Source organism: Priestia sp. SB1 (assembly GCF_038898415.1).
Map to the genome: position 1 here is coordinate 150,201 of NZ_JBBJSS010000001.1, position 20,311 is coordinate 170,511.

A 20,311-nucleotide genomic window follows, 5' to 3' on the forward strand; every position below is an offset into this window, starting at 1 on the left:
TTTACGTCATGTATTCTTATATAATTAGTGATAAAATCCGAAAACCCTTTATCGAATCAAAACGTTTTTTGTCGAAATTACTAGTTTTTTCTTATTAAACATGTACATAAAATATTTGTTTCCCATTTTATCATTAGTTGTTTTTGAATGGATGAATCAATAGGCCTACTTAAACAAAATGAAATATTAACGAAAAAAATGTAACCATTGCTCCTATTTTTGGTTATATAGGCGCTTAGAAAGGAGGTAGACTCCTAATGACCAAGCAAGTCCTACACAATATCCTGCTAGTATATCCGTTAAAAAGTGTACGCCTAAATACAAACGGCTAAATCCAATTAATAAAATAATAATAGCAATTACGCATGCAGCTGCCGTTTTAATAGCCCTGCTTCTTGTATACATCCATATTAACAAAAGCACTCCGCTGTAAAACGCCATTGAGTTCATGGCATGTCCGCTCGGAAAACTATAGTGAGAGGCGGGAACGACTTGACTCCAATCAGGTCTTGGTCTTGCAAAAATCTCCTTCAATCCCCAATTTAAAGCGCGAACTCCCCAAAAAACAAGCGTGATATATAAAGCGAGCAATCCTTTTCGTTTATAAAGAAGAAATACTATAATGGCAAACCATATTGGCGCAGTGACATACCAAGATCCTACAGTTGTTATAAATATGATGATGGGTGTTAACGTATCCGTCCTCCATCCTTCAATGGTATGAAGTACATTAAAGTCAAGCTGTTTCACCCAAGGTGTATTAAACGTAAATAAAATGAGTAAAAAGAAAGCTAAAAGCGATACAATAAATAGAGAATATTTTGTAGTGCGATTTACCATTTTTTATTTCCTCCAACCTATTAAAAGAAAAAGCATGTAGCGTGCTACATGCTTTACTTATTCACACGTTTTGGCTGAATATAGTCTTCCGGCTTGGGAGCTTGATGAACGACAAATTCAGCCGAAAATTCCTCTTTTGCATTTATTTTTTTCGTTTGTTTTGATTGCGGCATATACCTCTCTCCTTTCTTTTTACTGTCTTTAATATACGAAAAATAAAGGAGAGCTATGCACGTTAGCTATAGCGTGAAATAATATTGGTTAATCTATTTTTTAACTGAGGAATTTCTTTTTCAGAAACATGAACATGAACGAGCGACTCATCTGCATCCAGCATTTCAGATAAAAACCCGCCAAGTCCTCTGGCCCGTCGATCTACTTCTATAAATAAATCGTAGTCATGTAAGCCGCTCGGCTGCACGATGATTTCAATTTCATCTACTTTCCCAGCGTACACTCCACCGCTTGGAACAAATTCAAATTCTTGAACAAAAGGAAGTCTTTTTCTCATCCTGCGAGGAGCTTCTTCGCACTCGACTTGGCGCAAGCGAAAGCCAAGCTGTTCCATCGCTTCAATTGTGCTTGTTACCATAAGGTTAGGGAGCACTTTTACATGATCAATATCCGACGGATCAACCGCATCTTTAATATCGAGGCTCGTCGCCACCCACACTCGGGTTCTCCCTAATGTAACAGGCGTATCATCAGGTAGCTGAAAGGTAAAAGGAATAGACTTGGTTTCAGATGGTTGGATCGTAAACGGGTCGTTAATCTTAAACGTATTAAGTTCAATGTCCTGCTTGTATTTTTTATCGTCTCTTTCTTTTACATAGGTTGTGAATAGACGCAGATAGATACTGTCAATTTTCTGCTCAACATTTCCGCCGTACACTTCAACAATCCCTTCAATCGTTTCACCAGCACGAAATTCATCATTGACAAGCTTAGCATCCACTCGCGCTGCACCAATTCCAATGCGGGCTAACGCTTTATTAAATAGCGCCATGCTTTTCCCTCCCCGAGTTCTTACTATTTATATAGTCATAAATGTCTTTTTGTAAACTTTTAATACTTTCATACGCTTCATCTGCTCTCAGCATTTTTTGAATGATGGTTTTAATGGGCGCCGACAAGCTTAGCTCTTGTTCCCAGCTTTTTTCTTGTTTATCCGTCGGCTCATAACCAGAATACAATAAAAATAAAAGAAAATGACCAAGCGCATAGATATCGCTTGCAACCGATGTTTGTCTCATAAACTGCTGTTCTTCTATAAGGCTGCTTGTTTCTTCATGAGCTCCCAAAAATCTTGCAAGACCAAAGTCAATAACATAAATGGTCCCGTTAACATCAATAATGTTTGGAATACGAAGATCACGGTGAACGATTCCTTGCTCATGAATAACGGAAACTACTTTTAGAATATCAAGTAAAATGTCAAGCGCTTTTTCTTCTGTATATACGCGCTTCTCTTCAAAAATTAAATCTTCAAACGTTTTTCCTTGAATCAACTCCATCACTAGAAAACACCCTTCATCTATTTCAACAGCTTCATACAGCGAAGGAATTTGAGGATGATCTAGTTGAGACAGCAGTTTTGCTTCATAATGAAAAGACTTCAGCCCCTGAGGCGTGCGCTGCTTCGTTTTGCGGAGTTGCTTTATTACTACCTCTTTTTGTTGCACAATGTCACTAGCAACATATGTTATACCATAGCTCCCCATTCCCAGTACATTTATGATTTCATAGCACTCACAAATGACTGTTCCTTTTTTAAAAGGACGGTCAACTAGCCAGCGATGAAAGTGTTTGAACATTCGATTTTTCATTCCAAATCAACTTGAGAAAAAGCTTGAGAAGAAGCTTCCGCTTTTGCGTTTACGCTTGTAATGGTGATGACCATATTTTGAATGACTGTGGCTGTCATAATATTTGCTTCGTTTATAATCGCTACTGCTGCTATGGTGACGCGGACGTCTGTGATGATGATCACTGCTGCTGTAGTGGCGTGGACGTCGGTAGTGTCGATCACTGCTGCTGTAGCGGCGATGTTTAGATCCAGTTAATGATTCAAATATTTTTCTGAACATAAAGAAAACCTCTTTTCTTAACATTTGTTACCCTTTATACGTACGAAATGTTATAAAGGTTTCAAAAAGTCCCTTACCCTTTTTTAAAATAGTTAAACGTTTCAAAGGAGGCTTAACATGACTTCTACTGACACAAATCCCCTCATTAGATTGGAGGATGTTCTTCGTCTGCAGCAGATGATGCAGCACAAACCTCCTGCTATTCTCCCGCTCTCTTTTATTGGAGAAGATGTAAAATGGATTAAAGAAATTCGAAGAAAAGTAAAAAAAGCTAATCAAAACAATGTTACACGTACACAAGCTTATTTGGACTATTATCAAAAACACCCTGAAATTCACTGGGCTCTTTTAGCACACTTAGTTTCACGAAACGGCGGCTATTATATGACAGATCTCTCCACTACCTTAATAAAATCCCTGCTTTCATCAGAGAAACAGCACGCATACTTCTTGTTTTTAGAACATTCCAACTCAGCGATATTTCATGATGCTTACGCTCAGCTGTTACTCTATGAAAAAAGCAAAGAGCAAAACAGCAATCTGTTTCATTTACTCCCCGCCTTTCACATATCTTCTTTTATGAAAGCTGTTTGGAATGACTTTTGGCAGCATAGAAACAAAACGCTCTTATCAATAGCCCTGATTGTGAACGAACAGTATCATATCGAAAAAAATGTTCTCTTTAAAAAGGAGTTTCAGCGTGATGTTCTTCACTCTTGGCAGTTTCACACTCAAAATTTTCTCGGTATGACTCAAATCGTCTTTCCCTATTATTCAGGTAATAAAATTGATTTATGTGGAACGAAAGTGTACCATTTTGAGTCTGTGATAAGACGGATTGAAGTGGGAAAAACCCTATACGTTCTTCTTTTTTATTCAAACTTGCATGATGCTATTTATACCTTTAGCCTTAAACACCCTCATACAGGGTCTCGAAGCGATTATAATTCAGATATATTTACAAATGACAGAACTCATTCCAAAAAGCTCTATAGCCCGACTTTAACTATGAGCTGGGGAGACCGCATACATCTTTTTTTAAGAAAAGAAGATTGGTTTGAAGACGAAAGCATATTTTCTCTTCTTGACTCTATTCCCGATTCTTCAGTTAAAAAAATTCCCCTTCAGCATCATATAAAAGTGCAATCCGCTATAAAAGCTGCTAATCCTTTTTCATAACCCCTGTCTCATAAACAAAACGACGAGTTTCCCCGTCGTTACAGATGTATCTATCTTTTTATTCTTCATCTTGCTCATCAATAATACATTTATCAATGAGATAATCAAAAGTTATATCCGCTAATTCGCCTAGCTCTTCTTCAGCGGGAACATAGCCTCGCTTGACTAGTTCATTGTAAAAGAACTCCGCAATTTCTTCCGTATCAATGACCACTTCGATTTCTTTCACAATATCACTCCTTATCCCGTTTGAACGGATTAGCGTACCTTATTTTTCTTAAAAATAGGTTCACTCCATCTTCTGCTTGAAGTTTTACCTTATACACATTTATGAACAATTTGGCAATAGTATGTCTAAAATTTCAGCAGTTTAAATAGAAAGGTAATTATACCCATTCTTTTTTCATTACCATCGCCGTATACACAATAAAAGATAGCTAAGAGAGATGTGATGATCTATCTCGGCTATCTTTTATTTATTAGGCATCTACCTGCTATTTTCCTTGTTCGGATTTTGCTATCTTTTTTAAATGTTTCAGCACTAAGTTCATGACTTCAGCGTATTCTTCATCTTCAAAAAGCTCATACAAAAATTTATAATCATTGTACACATCTAAAAGACCGTTTATAATCTCATGCTTTTCTTTAGTTAACCTCACTTCTTCTTTTTCAGAACCGTTTTGTTTTTTCATCTTTGGTAGCAACTCCGTCTTTTTAATTTCTTTACCTAAATACAACATATCAACACTTTGAGCGTAATTTTCTGTTTCCTCATGAGGAGTTACGAGAATGAGTTCTTCTTCACTAGCCTCAAGCCATTCTCCATCTGTTACACGTGACAATTCATAGACAATATCTTCCCATGAATCCTCTTTATAACGCCATATTTCTGTTCGAATACCAATGATTTTAAATAACTCTTTTCCATAATTAAAAACCTGGACGATATCGCCGAAGAAAAATTTATATTCAAGCTCTACTCTTTCCTGTACTAATATTTGACCTTCATATTCTTCTAGAAGTTCAATTGTATCTTCTAAAAAAAGACCTTCACTATGGTTGATTTCATATACAAAAATCCCATCCATCACTTTTATATCGGTAATAGTGCCAACGGTCCCGTATATTGTTACAACGACTGTTTCACCAATTCCGTATTTAGGTTTTTTCTTCCCTGCCATCGTCGCACCTCCTTAGTAAACATACACCTACTGAAAAGTTACAATATTATATGCAGTAACTAAAAAAGGGGAAGTATAACATCTTTAGAACCAAGCCTTTATTATCTATTGCCCTCTATCATTTTTTTCTGCTTATTGTACAGGCTAAGGAAAATAAAAAGATCCGAACGATGAATCGTTCGGATCTTCCTTCAACTAAAATACTGTTGTTCTAGCCTCTTTTTATTTTCTCACGCATTATTTTGATAAAGCTCCCATGCTTCATCAAATACGGTCATACTTGATAAATAATGTCCGTTTAGCTCTAAATAAGAACTCAGTTCGTCATAGTCTGTTGAAGATTTCGGGAAGCTGTGATCATCATAAGCACTTCGCGCAAACTCTCCCATTCGATCATGTTTTTTATTTGATCGGAATTTCATTATATAGTGATAAAAGGATTTCATCGTACTCCCCCTCCAGCGGTATGTGTATCTTTTCTATCATTTTTTCAAGAAATCTACAACTTTCTTCTGTGATATGTAGATGTCGAACACTGCAATATGAGTGTTTTACTGGACAAAAAATATTAAATTCATGTTACAGTTGCAAAACAAATTTCACTATTAGCGTAACGAATAAATATTGTTATATCAATATTTTTCTTTTTTCAAAAAGACATTTGTAACAAAAACACATCGTTTTTATAACAAAAGTGTTGATTCGACAGGTTTCTCAAGCCTTTATGTAATTGCAAAAAAGAAGAATTCATGTTTTAATTCCGTAGTGAAAGGTTATTCTAACAATAATCGCCATTTAAATAAATCTTGTTGGTGGGAGGTTTACATCAGCATATGTTGAGGAAAAATAATACTATGAATACTCGAAATGCTTACTTTGATAATGCTAAATTCGTATTAATTTTTTTAGTTGTATTTGGGCACATGATTTCTCCGTACCGAACAGATAGCAGCGGAATGCTGTCCATTTATCACTTTATCTTTATTTTCCATATGCCTGTCTTTATTTTACTAGCAGGTTATTTCTCGAAAAATTTCCATAAAAAAGGATATTACAAAAAAATATTTACAAAGGTGGCTCTTCCTTACTTAGCTTTCCAAACGATCTATACTCTTTATTATAGTGTGCTTTATACAGATGAAACGTACACGCTTCAATATTTGGTTCCTAGATGGGCAATGTGGTTTCTACTGAGCTTAATTTTTTGGAAATTAATGCTTCCTTTCTTTGCAAAATTCCCAATGTGGATTAGCTTAACTGTCTCTATTTCGCTTGGACTTGCAATGGGCTTCATTGATATTGACGGATTTGATAAAATTCTAAGCATTAGCAGAATGTTTGTCTTCTTCCCGTTTTTCCTTTTAGGCTACTATTTGTCACAGCGACAAGAGCCTTTTACAAATCTTTTGACAGCGCGAAATCGAATCATTGCATCCATCGTATTGCTAGTTACATTAATTGGAAGCTATTCTTTCTTAGACGACACGGCTTACACAGATATGCTGTATGGAACGAACACGTACGACAATGTGGCCGAATTTTTAATGCGCGTTTCTCACTATGGAATTGCTTTTCTTGTATCTTTTGCCTTTATGGCTTTAATTCCAACGCGCGGTTTTGCTTTAACAAGCATTGGACAGCGATCACTATACGTGTATTTATTGCACGGCTTCATTTTAAAATGGTTCTTTACAACTGACTTCTCAAAAAGTCTAGAGCCAACATCATGGGGTATTATCGTCTTAATCGCACTGTCCATTTTAGTAACGATGCTTCTTGGCAGCCGTATTGTCGATTGGTTCATCACCGGTACCAAGCTCATCGTTCAGTTTGTTACACCTAAAAAAGCCATTCAGAAATTTTCATTAGCATTCAAACGTACGTTTTCATAAAAGTCATACTCCTAAAGGAGTATGACTTTTTTCATTTTCTTTAGAGAAACCAAGTAAATAATTTCATTTTGCTGAATTTTATGTTAACGTTTTAATATCTAAAGGAAGGGAGTTTTTCAAGATGGAATTAGCATATTATGCTGGAGAGTTTAGAGATATTAACGAGGCTGTTATTCCAATTGATGAACGCGGTCACCAGTTTGGAGACGGTGTTTATGAATTTATTCGTGTATACAAAGGAGTTCCGTTTTCGATTGAACGTCACTTAGACCGCTTAGAAAGAAGTGCAAAGGCAATCTTTATTGAACTGCCGGTTTCAAGACAGGAACTAAAGGACATCATTCGTCAAGGAATGGAAAAATCAACGTTAAAAGACGCTGATATTTATATTCAAGTTACGCGCGGGATTGCTCCTCGAAATCATTTATTTCCTGATGTACCTGCACAATTAGCACTCACAATACGCCATCCTCGCCAAACACCTGAAGAAGCCTATGAAAAAGGCATCTCCACTCTTCTATTGGAAGACGAACGATGGGCTAATTGCTATATCAAATCATTGAACCTACTTCCTAACCTTCTGGCCAAACAAGCTGCGGCTTCTAAAGGGTGCAAAGAAGCTATTTTAGTAAAAGACGGATACATAACCGAAGGGTCGAGCAGCAATGTATTTGCGATAAAAGACAACGTCTTGTTCACGACTCCTGCCACAAGAAAAATTCTATCCGGTATTACGCGCGCTAACGTACTGGAATGTGCGCAGGAACAAGCCATTCAAATCCGAGAACAAAATATGACTCCTTCCTTTTTAAAAGACGCTGATGAAGTTTTTATTACGAGCACGTCTGTTGGTCTTTTGCCCGTTTCGAAAATAGACGAAGTCGAACTTCCAACTGTTCGTCCTGTTACAGTAGCTTTAAAGCACGCATACAGCCTACGTACTGCTGGAACAAAGGCTTATCAATAAGAAAATCCGCCCCTTACAAAATAAGGGGCGGATTTTTAGAATTTAAAGTAGTTGCGCTTTAATAATCTTGGCACTTTTAATAGCTCATCATACCGAATGGATTCATCAAGTTTTTTTGTATCGACAAGAAGCAGCTGTGTTTCCACTTCTTCTATGATCTCTTCTTCTTGATATGACATCCCGCAACCTGAACAGCTGATACATGGCATATGAGTAATTTCGATACTTCTCGTTCCATCTGGCAATTCCCAGTATGCGGTATTGGTTGTTTCTACCGCTTTTTCTTCTTCGCACCATGCGCATTGAACAGTCATATTACAGGACCTCCTTAAGATGATGGAGCATCGTCGCTTTTACCGTCTTTTTTCAATTGAGCTTTAAACTTTTTATCTTTTAATTCATCTCTTTTTTCACGTTTGTCTTTTAGGCTTTCGTGAGCACTGTCACTTTCATATGTTTTACGTCTTTTTACTCTCCCTAATCCTTCCGGTACAAGGTTGAATTGAGCATCATTCATAAGACCCGAGATGCCGATGGAAGAATCTTTATCATCCGATTCTGGATAAACAGCTCGAAAATAATCATCTGCACGCCCAGGCACATAGCTTTCTGGCTCCGGATACGTCGTAATCACGCCTTCAAAGTTTCGCAGAACAACTTTACTTGCGCTTTGACTAATAATATAGTTTGGTTGAACGGCAATCTTTCCTCCACCTCCTGGCGCATCAATAACAAACGTTGGAACAGCGTAGCCAGACGTATGACCTCGCAGCCCTTCCATAATTTCAAGCCCTTTGGAAACAGGTGCTCGGAAATGCCCAATTCCTTCTGATAAATCACATTGATAAATATAGTAAGGACGAACGCGTATTTTTACTAAATCGTGCATAAGCTTTTTCATGATAGCTACGCTGTCATTAATCCCAGCTAAAATAACCGCTTGATTGCCAACTGGAACGCCTGCATCGACAAGCATTTCACATGCTTTTTTTGTCTCTTCCGTAATTTCAATGGATGTATTAAAGTGAGTATTTAACCACACTGGATGATATTTTCTTAAAATGGCACATAAATTTTCCGTTATTCGCTGTGGAAACACAACGGGTGCTCTGGTGCCAATTCGAATAATTTCCACGTGGGGAATAGCTCTTAAATTTTTCAAAATATATTCTAAAATGTTGTCATTAATCAGCAAGCCATCACCGCCTGAAATGAGTACATCTCGTACTTCAGGTGTTTTGGCGATATAAGCAATCGCAGCATCTAACTGCTTTTTTGGAACGCCCATTCCAATTTGTCCTGAAAACCTTCTTCGAGTGCAGTATCTGCAGTACATGGAGCATTGATTGGTAACTAAGAACAAAACGCGATCCGGATAGCGATGAGTCAATCCTGGCACTGGAGAATCTTCGTCTTCATCTAGCGGATCTTCCAGATCGTATTTTGTTTTATGAAGTTCTTGGCCAACCGGAACAGACTGCATACGGACGGGGCAGCGAGGATCATCTGGATTCATTAAAGATGCATAGTAAGGCGTAATATTAAGCGGAATGGTTTTGGTTGAAATGCGCACTCCTTCTTCTTCTTCAGGAGTTAAATTAATGACTTTTTTTAAATCATCTAGCGTTCGAATTGTGTTTGTTAATTGCCAAATCCAATCGTTCCACTTTTCCTCGGGCACATCTTTCCATAATTCGATATCTTTCCAATGTCGGGACGGCTTATATAAATCATATAACATACAATCGCTCCTTTATGAAGATTTACTATTGTTATATGTTACAGCCCATAAATTGGTTAATTATTTCTCATCCTTTACTTTTTGATAGATCCTTCACCCATACGTTCATATCTTCTAACGATTTATAAATGTAACAATTATTCGTTAACCGTCCCGTATAGGTATACCCAAGCTGATGAAAAGCGGCATTCATCCCAAATGAAAGCGCTCTCGCTATTGTGTATGCACAAAAAATATGCCTCTGTTTTAGCTCCGCCTCTAGTGCGCTTAATAAATGCTTCATGAATCCATACTTTCGGTAAGCAGGGAGAGTCGCACAATCCGTTAGTTCAGCATTGTGATAGACATAGTCAATTTCAGCAGAAGCAGCGCTAACGATATCGTTCTTGTCAACGATGATATAAAACAAACTATCTTCTTGAAGCAAACTAGAGAGATACTCTTCTTCATAGAGGGGAGTCGGATACACTGTGAAGATTTGACGGTAGAGCTGAGAAAGTTGTTTAGCGTCAGATGAAATGGCTCGGCGCATGATCAGTTGATTCGATAAAGGAGAATAATCAGATGTCGGCAAATTCAAAACATCTTGAAGCAGCTCTGTTTCTTTTAACGTCTCCCCGCTGTCTCGGCGGGATTGAGACGTATAGTAGCATAAAAGATACGCGTCGCTTCCGTTAAAATAGTAGGGAACAGTTGCTTCTAAAGAAAATCCCAAGCTCATCCAGTCCAACAGATGTTCGGCACGTGCTTTTATAATCCACTTTTCGTACGTTGCCTTATCAATTTCTTTATATATATAGCTGCAAATATCGTTCACATTTCCCCGGTAATCATCCATTCTCAGACGCTTGTTACATTCATCTAAAAAAAGAGTCATAGCAAAGGTTGGTTGACAAATAGTTTCTTGTTTCGCCATTTGTTTGTATCCTCTCCCTTTTTAGCTTAGTCCGCAATACTGCACCAGTCTGCTACGGTGAGCGCAATAATTTCTGCTGCATCAAGCATCGTTTGAATACAAATATACTCATTCGGAAAGTGGGCTACTTCTGTTACTCCTGGTCCAAACACAACTGTTGGAATATCTCCAACTTGTGACAATATCCCTCCGTCCGTTCCCCAAGGAGATGCTTCAATGATCGGCTGTTTCTGTTTCACTTGATAAAAAGAGGACGAAAGAGAGGTCATAAGCGGATGCTCTAATTCAATTTCACCAGGAAGCCAGTGGGCCCCAAACCATTCCAAGTCGACAGGATGCTCAGCAAACCACTCATCACACTGAGGCAAAAGTTCAAGCCACGATTTCATTTCCGCTCTGACATTTTTCATTTTTTCATGCGGAGCAACTCCTATCCTGCCTTCTAATACTACTTGATCAGCAACTGAAGAAGGCCACGTTCCTCCTTGTATATTTCCGATATTAATGGGCACGGGAATGGGAATTTTATTATAGAGCGGGTCTGTAATTCGGCTGTTTCTCTCTTTTTCAAGACCCTCAATATGTTTAAGCACAACAGCTGCTTTTTCAATGGCACTCACGCCTTCATACCGAGTCCCTCCATGTGCTGCTACTCCATGTACGGTCACGCGAAACCACATCGACCCTTGCTGTTTAGGAAAGATCTTCATGTTGGTTGGTTCTGGAATAATGGCACCATCTGCTTTATACCCTCTAAGCACGCAGGAAAGTGTTCCTGCCCCTCCGCTTTCCTCTTCTACTACGCTTTGAAAAATAACATCTCCTTTTAATGAAATACCTAGCTCTTTTAATGCTTGAATCGCTAAAAGTAACGACACATTCCCTCCTTTCATATCTGTTGCACCGCGCCCATATAAGTTTCCATCTTTTACAACGGCCGTATAAGGGTCTTCCTTCCACTGTGAAAGATCGCCGGGAGGCACAACATCAATATGTCCGTTTAAAATGATGGATTTTCCCCCACCTTTTCCTTTTAACACGCCTACCACATTCGGGCTATCTCGGAAACTAGAACGGTTGGAGGCAAAAGCTTCATGGGTACGAAGTGTTTTTTCGTCTGGTTCCCATATATCAATATCTAACTGCAGCTGTCGAAGGCGTTCAATGACAATTGCCTGCGCATGCTTTTCAGAACCCTGTACGCTTGCTTCTTCTACGAAACGCTTGAGTAAACGCACTGCACTTTGACGATGCTCTGTCATCCAGTTATGAATAGATTGCTGTATGTTCATGTAATGGTCCTCCTTATGGTATCGTAATCAATTGATCACTCAGGCGAACTGTCGCTTCTGTTGAACTCAAAATATCCTCTACGGTATAAGGAGACATTAACTCGGTTAGAAGAAGCGCATCTTTTTCTACTTTAAAAACCGCCCGATCCGTAATAACTAATCCCACGCAGCCCGAAGCAGTAAGAGGTAAAGAGCATGTCTTGACCAGTTTTGGTTCTCCTGTCTTGCTCGTATGATTCATTAGCACAATGACTTTTTTCGCTTTTTGAGCTAATTCCATCGCTCCTCCCATCCCAGGAACTCGCTTACCTGGCACAATCCAATTAGCTAAATCCCCTTTTTCACTCACTTCTAACGCACCAAGAATGGTCATATCGACGTATCCTTTTCGAATCATCGCGAAGGATGTAGCACTATCACAGTATGAAGCCCCTTGAACAGTAGTTGTTGGATAGCCTGCTGCATTGCAGACATTCTCATCTTCTTCACCTAAAGGAGGCGAAGATCCTAACCCTAAAATTCCGTTTTCAGCATGAAACATCACATGAACAGCGCTTGGTACATAATTAGGAATAAGAGAAGGAATGCCAATCCCTAAGTTAACAATCATGCCGTTTTTGATTTCAGCCGCAGCACGTCTTGCAATACGATGACGAATATCTATTCCCAAACCCATTTCCAATTCACTCCTTTTGAAGGCACAATATAATCCACAAATACGCCTGACGTCATCACATTCTCTGGGTCAATGTCGCCAAGAGGAACGATTTCCTCCACTTCAGCAATAGTTATACGACCTGCCATAGCCATTAATGGATTAGTGTTTCGAGCGCTTTTATCATAGAGCAAGTTGCCGAATGGATCTGCTTTTTTTGCATATACAAAAGCCACGTCGGCTGTGAGCGGTTTTTCAACTAAAAATGTCTTGCCGTCTACTTCCACTTTTTCTTTTCCAAATTGAATAATGTCATTTTCTATTCCTACATCAATCAGTACTCCTCCAAGTCCAACTCCCCCCGCTCGAATCCTTTCAGCAAGCGTTCCTTGAGGAGAAAACTCAACTTTCAGCTTTTCTTCTGTCATCAGCGTTCCAGCCACAGGATTCGATCCAATGTGAGAAGCGATCAGTTTTTGAATTCTTCCTTGACTTACTAATTTTCCCGCACCAATATGAGGAAAGCCTGAATCATTGCATATCAGTGTGAAATTTGATTTTTCGCTTTCAATAAGGCCGTCAATGAGAGAAGGCGGACTGCCTACGCCTCCAAACCCTCCTATCATCAGCGTAGCAGCATGATCCACGTATTCAATTGCTTGTTCCACAGTTGTAATCTTTTGAAATGAGTTTTCGACCTTTGTCACTTATTTCACCTCATCTCCCTGTTTTTCATTTTGTACTTCATACAATGTTTTCGAAAGCAACACGACCGCTTCATCAAGTTGGCGATGAGTAATCGTAAATGGTGGCGCAATAATAATACCGTCTCCTTCTACTCCATCTGTTCCTGCTTGTGAAGGATAAAGGAGAAGACCATTTTTATGGGCTTTACTTATTACGCGCGCCGTCATATTTTCGGAGGATGAAAAAGGCTCCTTCGTTTTTGGATTTTGTACAAGCTCAAGACCAACTAGTAAGCCTTTGCCACGAATATCACCAATGATAGGGTAAAGAAGTTGAAGCTCCTTCAATTTTTTTACTAAATAGGCTCCTTTCAGCGCTACTTGTTGAACAAGATCGTTCTTTTCAATATAGGCTAAGACAGCTAGCCCTACAGCGGCTGACAGCGGATTAGCGCTTAGCGTATGGCCGCTCATAATTAATTTGGATCCGTTCATGATAGGTTCAATCGTTTTGCTGCTAGCTAACGTAACGGCTATCGGTGTATATCCTGCTCCCACTCCTTTTCCAAGCGTCATGATGTCTGGTTTAGCTCCCCAGTGCTCATATGCAAACATCACGCCTGTACGCCCAACTCCAGTCATGACTTCATCGGCTATCCATAACACATCATATTTATCACAAATTTCTCTTATCACTTCATAATAACCGGGTGGAGGTGTGAGAGCTGCTCCGGCAGCTCCTACAATGGGCTCTGTAATAAAAGCAGCAATATGTTCAGGGCCGGTTCGTTTGATAACTGTTTCCAATTCGTGTGCACAAGCAAGATTACAGGATGGATAGGTTTGATGAAACGGACATCGATAGCAATAAGGAGGTGAAACCGAAGGATAATCTTCAAGCAAAGACGAGAAACGTTTTCGTCTTCCAACGTGCCCTGACATAGACAGCGCTCCTATTGTAATACCGTGATAGCTCATCCAGCGTGACAAAACCTTTGTTTTGGTTGGCTTTCCTTGCTCTTGAAAATGCTGAATGGCTGTTTTCATAGCCGTTTCAGTCGCTTCTGTCCCGCTGTTAACAAAAAAGCTCCACTGGAAATGATTGCTGCTTAATTCACATAGTTTCTTAGCTAAGGCTTCCGTCGGATCGCTTGTAAACTGCGACCGATATACAAACGCAACTTTCTGTGCCTGATCCGTCATCGCATCAATAATTTCTTTTACGCCGTGTCCGATACTTGCTGTAACTGCCCCTGACGAAGCATCTATGTACTTTTTTCCATCTTGGTCGTACAAATAAATTCCTTTTCCATATGAAATAACTGGGTAGTCGTCGTCGAGCAGCGGCTTTATCACATGGGTTTTATTCATTTCCGCACTCTCCTTTCAAACACACACTCTTATTAAACTGTATGCTGAAAAGAAGAGTTTCTTGCCAATAAAAAAAGCCCTAGCATATAGCTAGAGCTTTTACACATATTAAGCTGATTGCGTTACAGATTTATCGATACGCTTTGCTTCTGACTCAGCCACAATAACGGCACACGCAGCGTCTCCTGTAATATTTACAGACGTACGAAGCATATCAAGCAAGCGATCAATTCCGATAATTAATCCGATACCTGCTACAGGCAGGCCAACCGAACTCAGTACCATCGCTAGCATAATAAGACCAACTCCCGGCACGCCTGCTGTACCAATACTAGCAAGCACCGCTGTCAACACAACCGTCACAAGAGCGCCCAACGACAGATCAACCCCGTATACTTGCGCAATAAAAATAGTCGCTACACCTTGCATAATTGCCGTTCCATCCATGTTAATAGTTGCACCTAATGGCTGAACAAAACTGCTGATAGACTCGGGGACACGAAGATTTTTTTGCGCCACATTCATTGAAATCGGAAGCGTTGCATTACTGCTTGATGTACTGAATCCAACTGTCATCGCAGGAGCAAACCCCTTAAAAAATTCAATAGGGTTACGTCTGGCCATAAGAGCGACTGATCCCCCATATGTTACGATTGAATGGATGAACAGCGCGAGCACGACTACAATCATGTATAGCCCCATCGCTTTAATTGCCTGCCAGCCTTGACTTCCAACCGCGGTTGCAAGAAGCCCAAATGTTCCGTACGGAGCAAACTTCATCACTAGATTCACAAGGTACATCATCAATTCATTTCCTTGCTCAAGTAAATTGTAAAGTCCTTTTGTTTTACTTCCAAGCATCGTGATACCAAAACCGATAAAGATAGAGAAAACGATAAGTTGAAGCATATTCCCTTCAGCCATCGCTTGAATTGGATTGACTGGAATCATATTTAAGAATGTCTCTCCAACAGGTGGTGCTTTTTCAGCTTCAAAAGAAGCGTTTTGTGTATCAAAAGATCCAAATGTACCCGGTTTAATTGCATACGCTAAAATTAAACCGATAATAATTGCAACGGTTGTTGTCACTAGGAAGTAGGAAACTGTTTTTGCCCCGATTCTTCCTAATTTTTTAGGATCTCCTAAACCTGCTACACCTAACGTGATAGAGAAAAACACAATTGGTACAACAAGCATTTTAATTAAGCTTAAGAAAATTTGGCCAAGCGGTGTAAACAAGTACTTGTCCAGCGGAGCAAAAGCACTTGGAGCAAAAGCATTGATTAACACTCCTACAATAGCGCCAGCAATTAGCGCGATAATAATCTTTGTCGATAGCTTCATCGATTTACCTCCCGTAAATAAATTATATTAGAATGATTCTAACTACCATACTTATTTTACCATGCATTGAGGGCGATAACACTCAAAATATACAATATATTAAAAATTTTCAGATTAATAGTTTAGGAATATTTTTAGCTATACAAAAAACCATGAGAATATCATGGTTTCATAGACCTGTTATTCCCTCACTGAATGCTTACGGAGTTAGCTGTCGGATTCAGGTATGTGAGTTACCCTACTTGATTCATTCAAGATTCACCCCAAGTACATTACGCACAAATATGGGTCCTCCGTTCTCTTATAAAGCAAAAGAGATTAAGCAAATAATTTTCTTTAATATTTTTGCATGATAATAATTGTTACTTTAATTAAAATTCATTTTATATGTTTCTGTCAAGTTTTTATTCAAAAATAATGCATGATTTTATCGTAAAAAGTTGAGAATTGTTATATTTTAAAATATTTACATCATATTTCAATAAACCAAAAACACCTATTTAACAAGACTTACAATCTAATGAATAAAAAATTAATTCAAAAAATAGTTTATAAAGTGAACTTTATTCTCGTTAATATCATTCATAAATATGTATAATTATTCTAATATCCATGTACTTTACTGCTTCCATAAATATTTTACTTATCCAAAAAAAAAAAACTCTTTCCAACTGTTGATTTTATCCTTGTACTGCTTGATATACACTCCCTAAAATTTCACTGACTTTATTGATGCGAAGAAATCGACATTATCAATTCCCCTTATTCTACTTAATTCTGCTCAAGATAGAAGTATAGATTTCCTACTATCTTTTAAAAAAGGAGCGGGTAATTATCATATAAAACTATCGGAGTTGGAGCGGTGCAAGTTCTTTACTTTTTACTTATTCCCTCTCGTTGATTTAACCCATAAAAAAAAGAGGCCGTGACGGCCTCTTTTTTTATACAGTAACAGGTTCAGAACTTGCTTTACGATTCTTTAATTTTCCAACAATGTCACGAGCTACCCACACACCACACGCACTTGCCTGCGCGAGTCCTCGCGTAATACCAGCTCCGTCTCCTCCCACGTATAAACCGGAAATTTCAGTTTCAAACTTATCGTTTAACTTCGGACGGGCGGAGTAAAATTTCGCTTCCACACCGTAAAACAGCGTATGTTCAGATGCTAACCCAGGCGTTACATGATCCAGTGCTTCTGTCATTTCAATTAAGCTTTTCATTGTATTGTATGGAAGCACTAAACCCAAATCACCAGGGACAGCTTCTTTTAACGTTGGTTCTAAAAAGCCTTCTTTAATTCGATTCGCTGTTGAACGGCGCCCCTTTAAAATATCTCCATACTTTTGAACAACTAAGCCTCCGTTTGACAGCATATTAGCTAATCTTGATACTTCGTGCGCATATTCGTTCGGCTGATCAAATGGATCCGAAAATTTATGAGAAACAAGCAGCGCAAAGTTCGTATTTTGACTTCCAAGCTTCGGATCTTTGTATGCGTGTCCATTTGCTAACATAATCCCTGAATGATTCTCTACTACCACATGCCCTGAAGGATTGCTGCAGAACGTTCTGACTCTTGTACCTACAGACGTATTGTAAATAAATTTCCCTTCGTACAAGTGCTTGTTGATTTCTTCCATAACAACGTTAGATGTTTCTACTCGAACACCGATGTCTACTTGATTGTTAATCATTTTTAAACGGCGTTTTTTTAGTAAGTCGCTCATCCACTTCGAGCCGTCTCGACCTGGTGAAACCACGACTTTATCAGCCGTAATTCTGTCACCATTCTTCAATTCAATACCGCGCACGATATGCTGACCATCTTCTTTTTCTGTTATTAAATCGGCTACTTCCGTTTTATACTGCATATCAATTTTTTCTTTTAAGTATTCATAAATGCTTTTTAAAATTTCTAAATTTTGCTCTGTTCCTAAATGACGCACTTGGGCACGCAATAACTTTAATCCTGCTGCGTATCCGCGTTTTTCAATTTCACGAACTTTATCAGTTAACGGATCCGTAATCGTATCGGTTGCTCCGTGTTTTAAATTAATTTCATCCACGTATTTAATTAAATCTACCACCTGTGATTCAGACAGATAATCCGTCATCCAGCCTCCAAATTCACTGGTGATATTAAACTTCCCATCTGAATATGCGCCGGCTCCACCGAAACCATTTGTGATAGAACAAGCAGGCAAACAGCCAGCAAACTCTTTTCTGCCAACTGCAGGCGGACATTTTTCAATTTTTTTCTGAAGAATCGGACAATTACGTCGATAGATATCGTGTCCTTTATCGATTAATAAAATAGTTGCTTCCGGTAATTTTAACGTTAGCTCATAGCAAGTAAAAATTCCAGCGGGTCCTGCCCCTACCACAATAACATCATAATTTGAGTTCATTGTACATTCTCCCATCATCTTTTTTCTTTGGGTAAAAGATAAAAGTTATTGACCGAATTTTCTTTTTTTATTATCATTCGGTTATTTTCTAGCCATTTGATAATATATCAAAAACAAACCCTTTAGTCAACAATATACACGAACATTAAAATAAAAAAAATAAAAAAACATTCGTTTTTATTTTAACCAAATAAAAACCAGCGAACGAATAGCAAGCGCTACGAAATGTTCACTGGTTCTTTAATATACGGAAGAGCAATTTCTACTTTTGTTCCTACTCCTACTTTACTCGCAAATGAAATATGCCCTTGATGCTGTTCGATTATTCGGTAGCTAATCATTAATCCTAGCCCTGTTCCTGTTTGTTTGGTGGAATAAAATGGTTCACCTAGCCGAGCTAAAGATTGCTCATCAATTCCACATCCTTCATCCTCGATAATGACCATGCCGTATTCATTTCTTTTCTCAACGGTAACTTTAACTGTACCTTTGCTCATTGACTCAAGCGCATTTTGAATTAAATTAATAAAAACTTGTTTAAGCGCATTTTCTTCACAAAAGATTGTAATCTCATCACTAATCTCATTAATAATACGACAATTTTTATAATTGGCGTGTGTATCTAATAATAATGTCACGTGACGTATGATTTGATTGAGACTTTTCGGATGGTATGAATTTTCAATTTTAGGCTTGGCCAGTGTTAAAAATTCTTGAATAATGGATTCGACGCGATTCAATTCTTCAAGCATAATATCATTGTATTCTTCATTATACTGTTTCGATGCTTTTAGCAGCTGAATAAACCCTTTAATCGCCGTCATTGGATTACGGATTTCATGTGCTACTCCTGCCGCTAGCTTGCTCACCATTGTAAGCTTTTCAGATTTGCTTGCCATTTCATCATATTTTTTTCGATCCGTTACGTCGCGAATAATATACTGAATGGCATCCTGTCCTTCAAACTTAATTTTGGTTGCCGAAGATTCAATAATGACGACCCCTTTTTTAGTCAATAATTTCACATCAACACGTGGCCTCACGGACATTCCATTCATCAGCTGAACCATTCGTTCTTTTACAATTTCTAAATGTTCGGGGTGAATAAAGTGAAGCCAAGGACGCCCGATATACTCTTCTTTTTTCTCGCCGCCAAGAAGTTTAACACCAGCGGGATTCAAATATTGAATTCTGCCTTCTCTCGTTACAATAAATGCATCTTGACTTTGCTGGACAAACTGCTTATATTGCTTCATTTTCCGAATGACTTCCTCTTGCTTTTCAATGCTTGAGGAAAACTCTTTCCACTGAACAACTAAGAGCGGAATATCTTCTTCCGTGCGCTGAATATGGATATGCATCGGAAACTGCTGATCTACTTTTTTCTTAAGTAAAACAACTTCTTCCTCTTGCTTTCTTAACGGTTCCACTTCATGCTTTTCAATAAAAAAGCGATTTGGCTCTTCAAATACATTACAGGAAAGAAGCCGTTCCTCCGTCGTTTTAAAAAGGTGGCAGCAAGCTTCATTTAAAATTTGAATATCGCCATCCATATTCATTACGAGCATTGGTGTAAATGACATTGAAAATAGCTGTTGAAATACTTTTTCCTTTTCCATATATTCACCTTCGCTTATTGAGTTACTAGCTATAGTATAATATGGTAAATGTTGATTTGGCAAAATTTTTTTATTATTTAAACAATTTATATGTAAGTTTGTCCTTTTCCATCTTTTATAAAAAGCTCGC

The 20,311-nt window shown here is 38.4% G+C and carries 20 protein-coding genes and 1 riboswitch; of the genes, 3 read left to right on the forward strand and 17 right to left on the reverse strand.

The genetic code is table 11. The annotated features are described in order from the left end of the window. Nucleotides 1-213 precede the first annotated feature (213 nt). From WKH56_RS00800 to WKH56_RS00815, 4 genes are all read right to left on the reverse strand, one after another. Nucleotides 214-840: a phosphatase PAP2 family protein gene (locus tag WKH56_RS00800; RefSeq protein ID WP_028415110.1), complete on the reverse strand. Its 627-nt coding sequence runs from the start codon at nt 838-840 to the stop codon at nt 214-216. A gap of 235 nt (nt 841-1,075) precedes the next feature. Beyond that, entirely contained in the window at nt 1,076-1,846 is a 771-nt protein-coding gene (locus WKH56_RS00805; RefSeq protein WP_168761221.1) for a sporulation protein, read from the reverse strand. Further along, nucleotides 1,833-2,666, reverse strand: coding sequence for a serine/threonine protein kinase (locus WKH56_RS00810; RefSeq protein ID WP_048019893.1), 834 nt, complete (start codon nt 2,664-2,666; stop codon nt 1,833-1,835). The genes WKH56_RS00805 and WKH56_RS00810 overlap by 14 nt, the downstream gene beginning before the upstream one ends. Nucleotides 2,667-2,672: 6 nt before the next feature. Continuing rightward, entirely contained in the window at nt 2,673-2,927 is a 255-nt protein-coding gene (locus WKH56_RS00815) for a hypothetical protein (RefSeq protein ID WP_080754470.1), read from the reverse strand. Nucleotides 2,928-3,044: 117 nt separating this feature from the next. Here WKH56_RS00815 and WKH56_RS00820 point away from each other — a divergent pair, with 117 nt between their 5' ends. Then, on the forward strand, nt 3,045-4,106 hold the full coding sequence (locus tag WKH56_RS00820) for a DUF2515 family protein (RefSeq protein WP_048019892.1): 1,062 nt from the start codon (nt 3,045-3,047) through the stop codon (nt 4,104-4,106). 58 nt (nt 4,107-4,164) lie between these two features. On the opposite strand, the gene WKH56_RS00825 is transcribed toward WKH56_RS00820, so the two are convergent. The 3 genes from WKH56_RS00825 to WKH56_RS00835 form a co-directional block, all read right to left on the reverse strand. Next, nucleotides 4,165-4,335: a YozD family protein gene (locus WKH56_RS00825; protein ID WP_013058720.1), complete on the reverse strand. Its 171-nt coding sequence runs from the start codon at nt 4,333-4,335 to the stop codon at nt 4,165-4,167. Between the two features lie 265 nt (nt 4,336-4,600). Beyond that, nucleotides 4,601-5,287 carry a hypothetical protein gene (locus WKH56_RS00830; protein WP_013058721.1) on the reverse strand — a complete coding sequence of 229 codons (687 nt, stop codon included), beginning with the start codon at nt 5,285-5,287 and terminating at the stop codon, nt 4,601-4,603. 230 nt (nt 5,288-5,517) lie between these two features. Then, nucleotides 5,518-5,733: a YozE family protein gene (locus tag WKH56_RS00835; protein ID WP_013058722.1), complete on the reverse strand. Its 216-nt coding sequence runs from the start codon at nt 5,731-5,733 to the stop codon at nt 5,518-5,520. Nucleotides 5,734-6,141: 408 nt separating this feature from the next. Between WKH56_RS00835 and WKH56_RS00840 the strand changes: the two genes are divergently transcribed. Continuing rightward, nucleotides 6,142-7,179 (forward strand): acyltransferase family protein, encoded by a 1,038-nt coding sequence (locus WKH56_RS00840; protein ID WP_013058723.1) that lies wholly within the window; start codon nt 6,142-6,144, stop codon nt 7,177-7,179. A 121-nt stretch (nt 7,180-7,300) separates the two neighbouring features. Beyond that, nucleotides 7,301-8,146 (forward strand): D-amino-acid transaminase, encoded by an 846-nt coding sequence (gene dat, locus WKH56_RS00845; protein ID WP_028415114.1) that lies wholly within the window; start codon nt 7,301-7,303, stop codon nt 8,144-8,146. A gap of 35 nt (nt 8,147-8,181) precedes the next feature. Here the strand turns inward: dat and WKH56_RS00850 are convergent, their stop codons facing one another. The 10 genes from WKH56_RS00850 to WKH56_RS00895 all read right to left on the reverse strand — a co-directional run bounded on the left by WKH56_RS00850 (nt 8,182) and on the right by WKH56_RS00895 (nt 20,181). Beyond that, nucleotides 8,182-8,460 (reverse strand): YokU family protein, encoded by a 279-nt coding sequence (locus WKH56_RS00850; RefSeq protein WP_013058725.1) that lies wholly within the window; start codon nt 8,458-8,460, stop codon nt 8,182-8,184. A 14-nt stretch (nt 8,461-8,474) separates the two neighbouring features. Next, nucleotides 8,475-9,887, reverse strand: a complete 1,413-nt coding sequence (gene kamA, locus WKH56_RS00855) for a lysine 2,3-aminomutase (protein WP_048019890.1) — start codon at nt 9,885-9,887, stop codon at nt 8,475-8,477. Nucleotides 9,888-9,954: 67 nt separating this feature from the next. After that, nucleotides 9,955-10,803 (reverse strand): putative beta-lysine N-acetyltransferase, encoded by an 849-nt coding sequence (ablB, locus tag WKH56_RS00860; protein ID WP_310884068.1) that lies wholly within the window; start codon nt 10,801-10,803, stop codon nt 9,955-9,957. Nucleotides 10,804-10,829: 26 nt separating this feature from the next. Next, complete coding sequence (locus WKH56_RS00865; RefSeq protein WP_047749942.1) at nt 10,830-12,095, reverse strand: peptidase; 1,266 nt, start codon at nt 12,093-12,095, stop codon at nt 10,830-10,832. Between the two features lie 13 nt (nt 12,096-12,108). Further along, the gene (locus WKH56_RS00870) at nt 12,109-12,771 is read right to left on the reverse strand and encodes a 3-oxoacid CoA-transferase subunit B (protein WP_310884069.1); all 663 of its coding nucleotides are present in this window, start codon (nt 12,769-12,771) and stop codon (nt 12,109-12,111) included. Further along, entirely contained in the window at nt 12,756-13,457 is a 702-nt protein-coding gene (locus WKH56_RS00875) for a CoA transferase subunit A (protein ID WP_028415119.1), read from the reverse strand. The genes WKH56_RS00870 and WKH56_RS00875 overlap by 16 nt, the downstream gene beginning before the upstream one ends. Next, nucleotides 13,458-14,807 (reverse strand): aspartate aminotransferase family protein, encoded by a 1,350-nt coding sequence (locus WKH56_RS00880; RefSeq protein ID WP_048019888.1) that lies wholly within the window; start codon nt 14,805-14,807, stop codon nt 13,458-13,460. A 108-nt stretch (nt 14,808-14,915) separates the two neighbouring features. Next, nucleotides 14,916-16,151: a dicarboxylate/amino acid:cation symporter gene (locus WKH56_RS00885; RefSeq protein WP_033579852.1), complete on the reverse strand. Its 1,236-nt coding sequence runs from the start codon at nt 16,149-16,151 to the stop codon at nt 14,916-14,918. A 180-nt stretch (nt 16,152-16,331) separates the two neighbouring features. After that, a riboswitch (cyclic di-AMP (ydaO/yuaA leader) is annotated at nt 16,332-16,486 on the reverse strand. A gap of 606 nt (nt 16,487-17,092) precedes the next feature. After that, nucleotides 17,093-18,562: an NAD(P)/FAD-dependent oxidoreductase gene (locus WKH56_RS00890; protein WP_114896562.1), complete on the reverse strand. Its 1,470-nt coding sequence runs from the start codon at nt 18,560-18,562 to the stop codon at nt 17,093-17,095. Nucleotides 18,563-18,780: 218 nt separating this feature from the next. Continuing rightward, nucleotides 18,781-20,181: an ATP-binding protein gene (locus tag WKH56_RS00895; protein ID WP_028415123.1), complete on the reverse strand. Its 1,401-nt coding sequence runs from the start codon at nt 20,179-20,181 to the stop codon at nt 18,781-18,783. Nucleotides 20,182-20,311 lie beyond the last annotated feature (130 nt).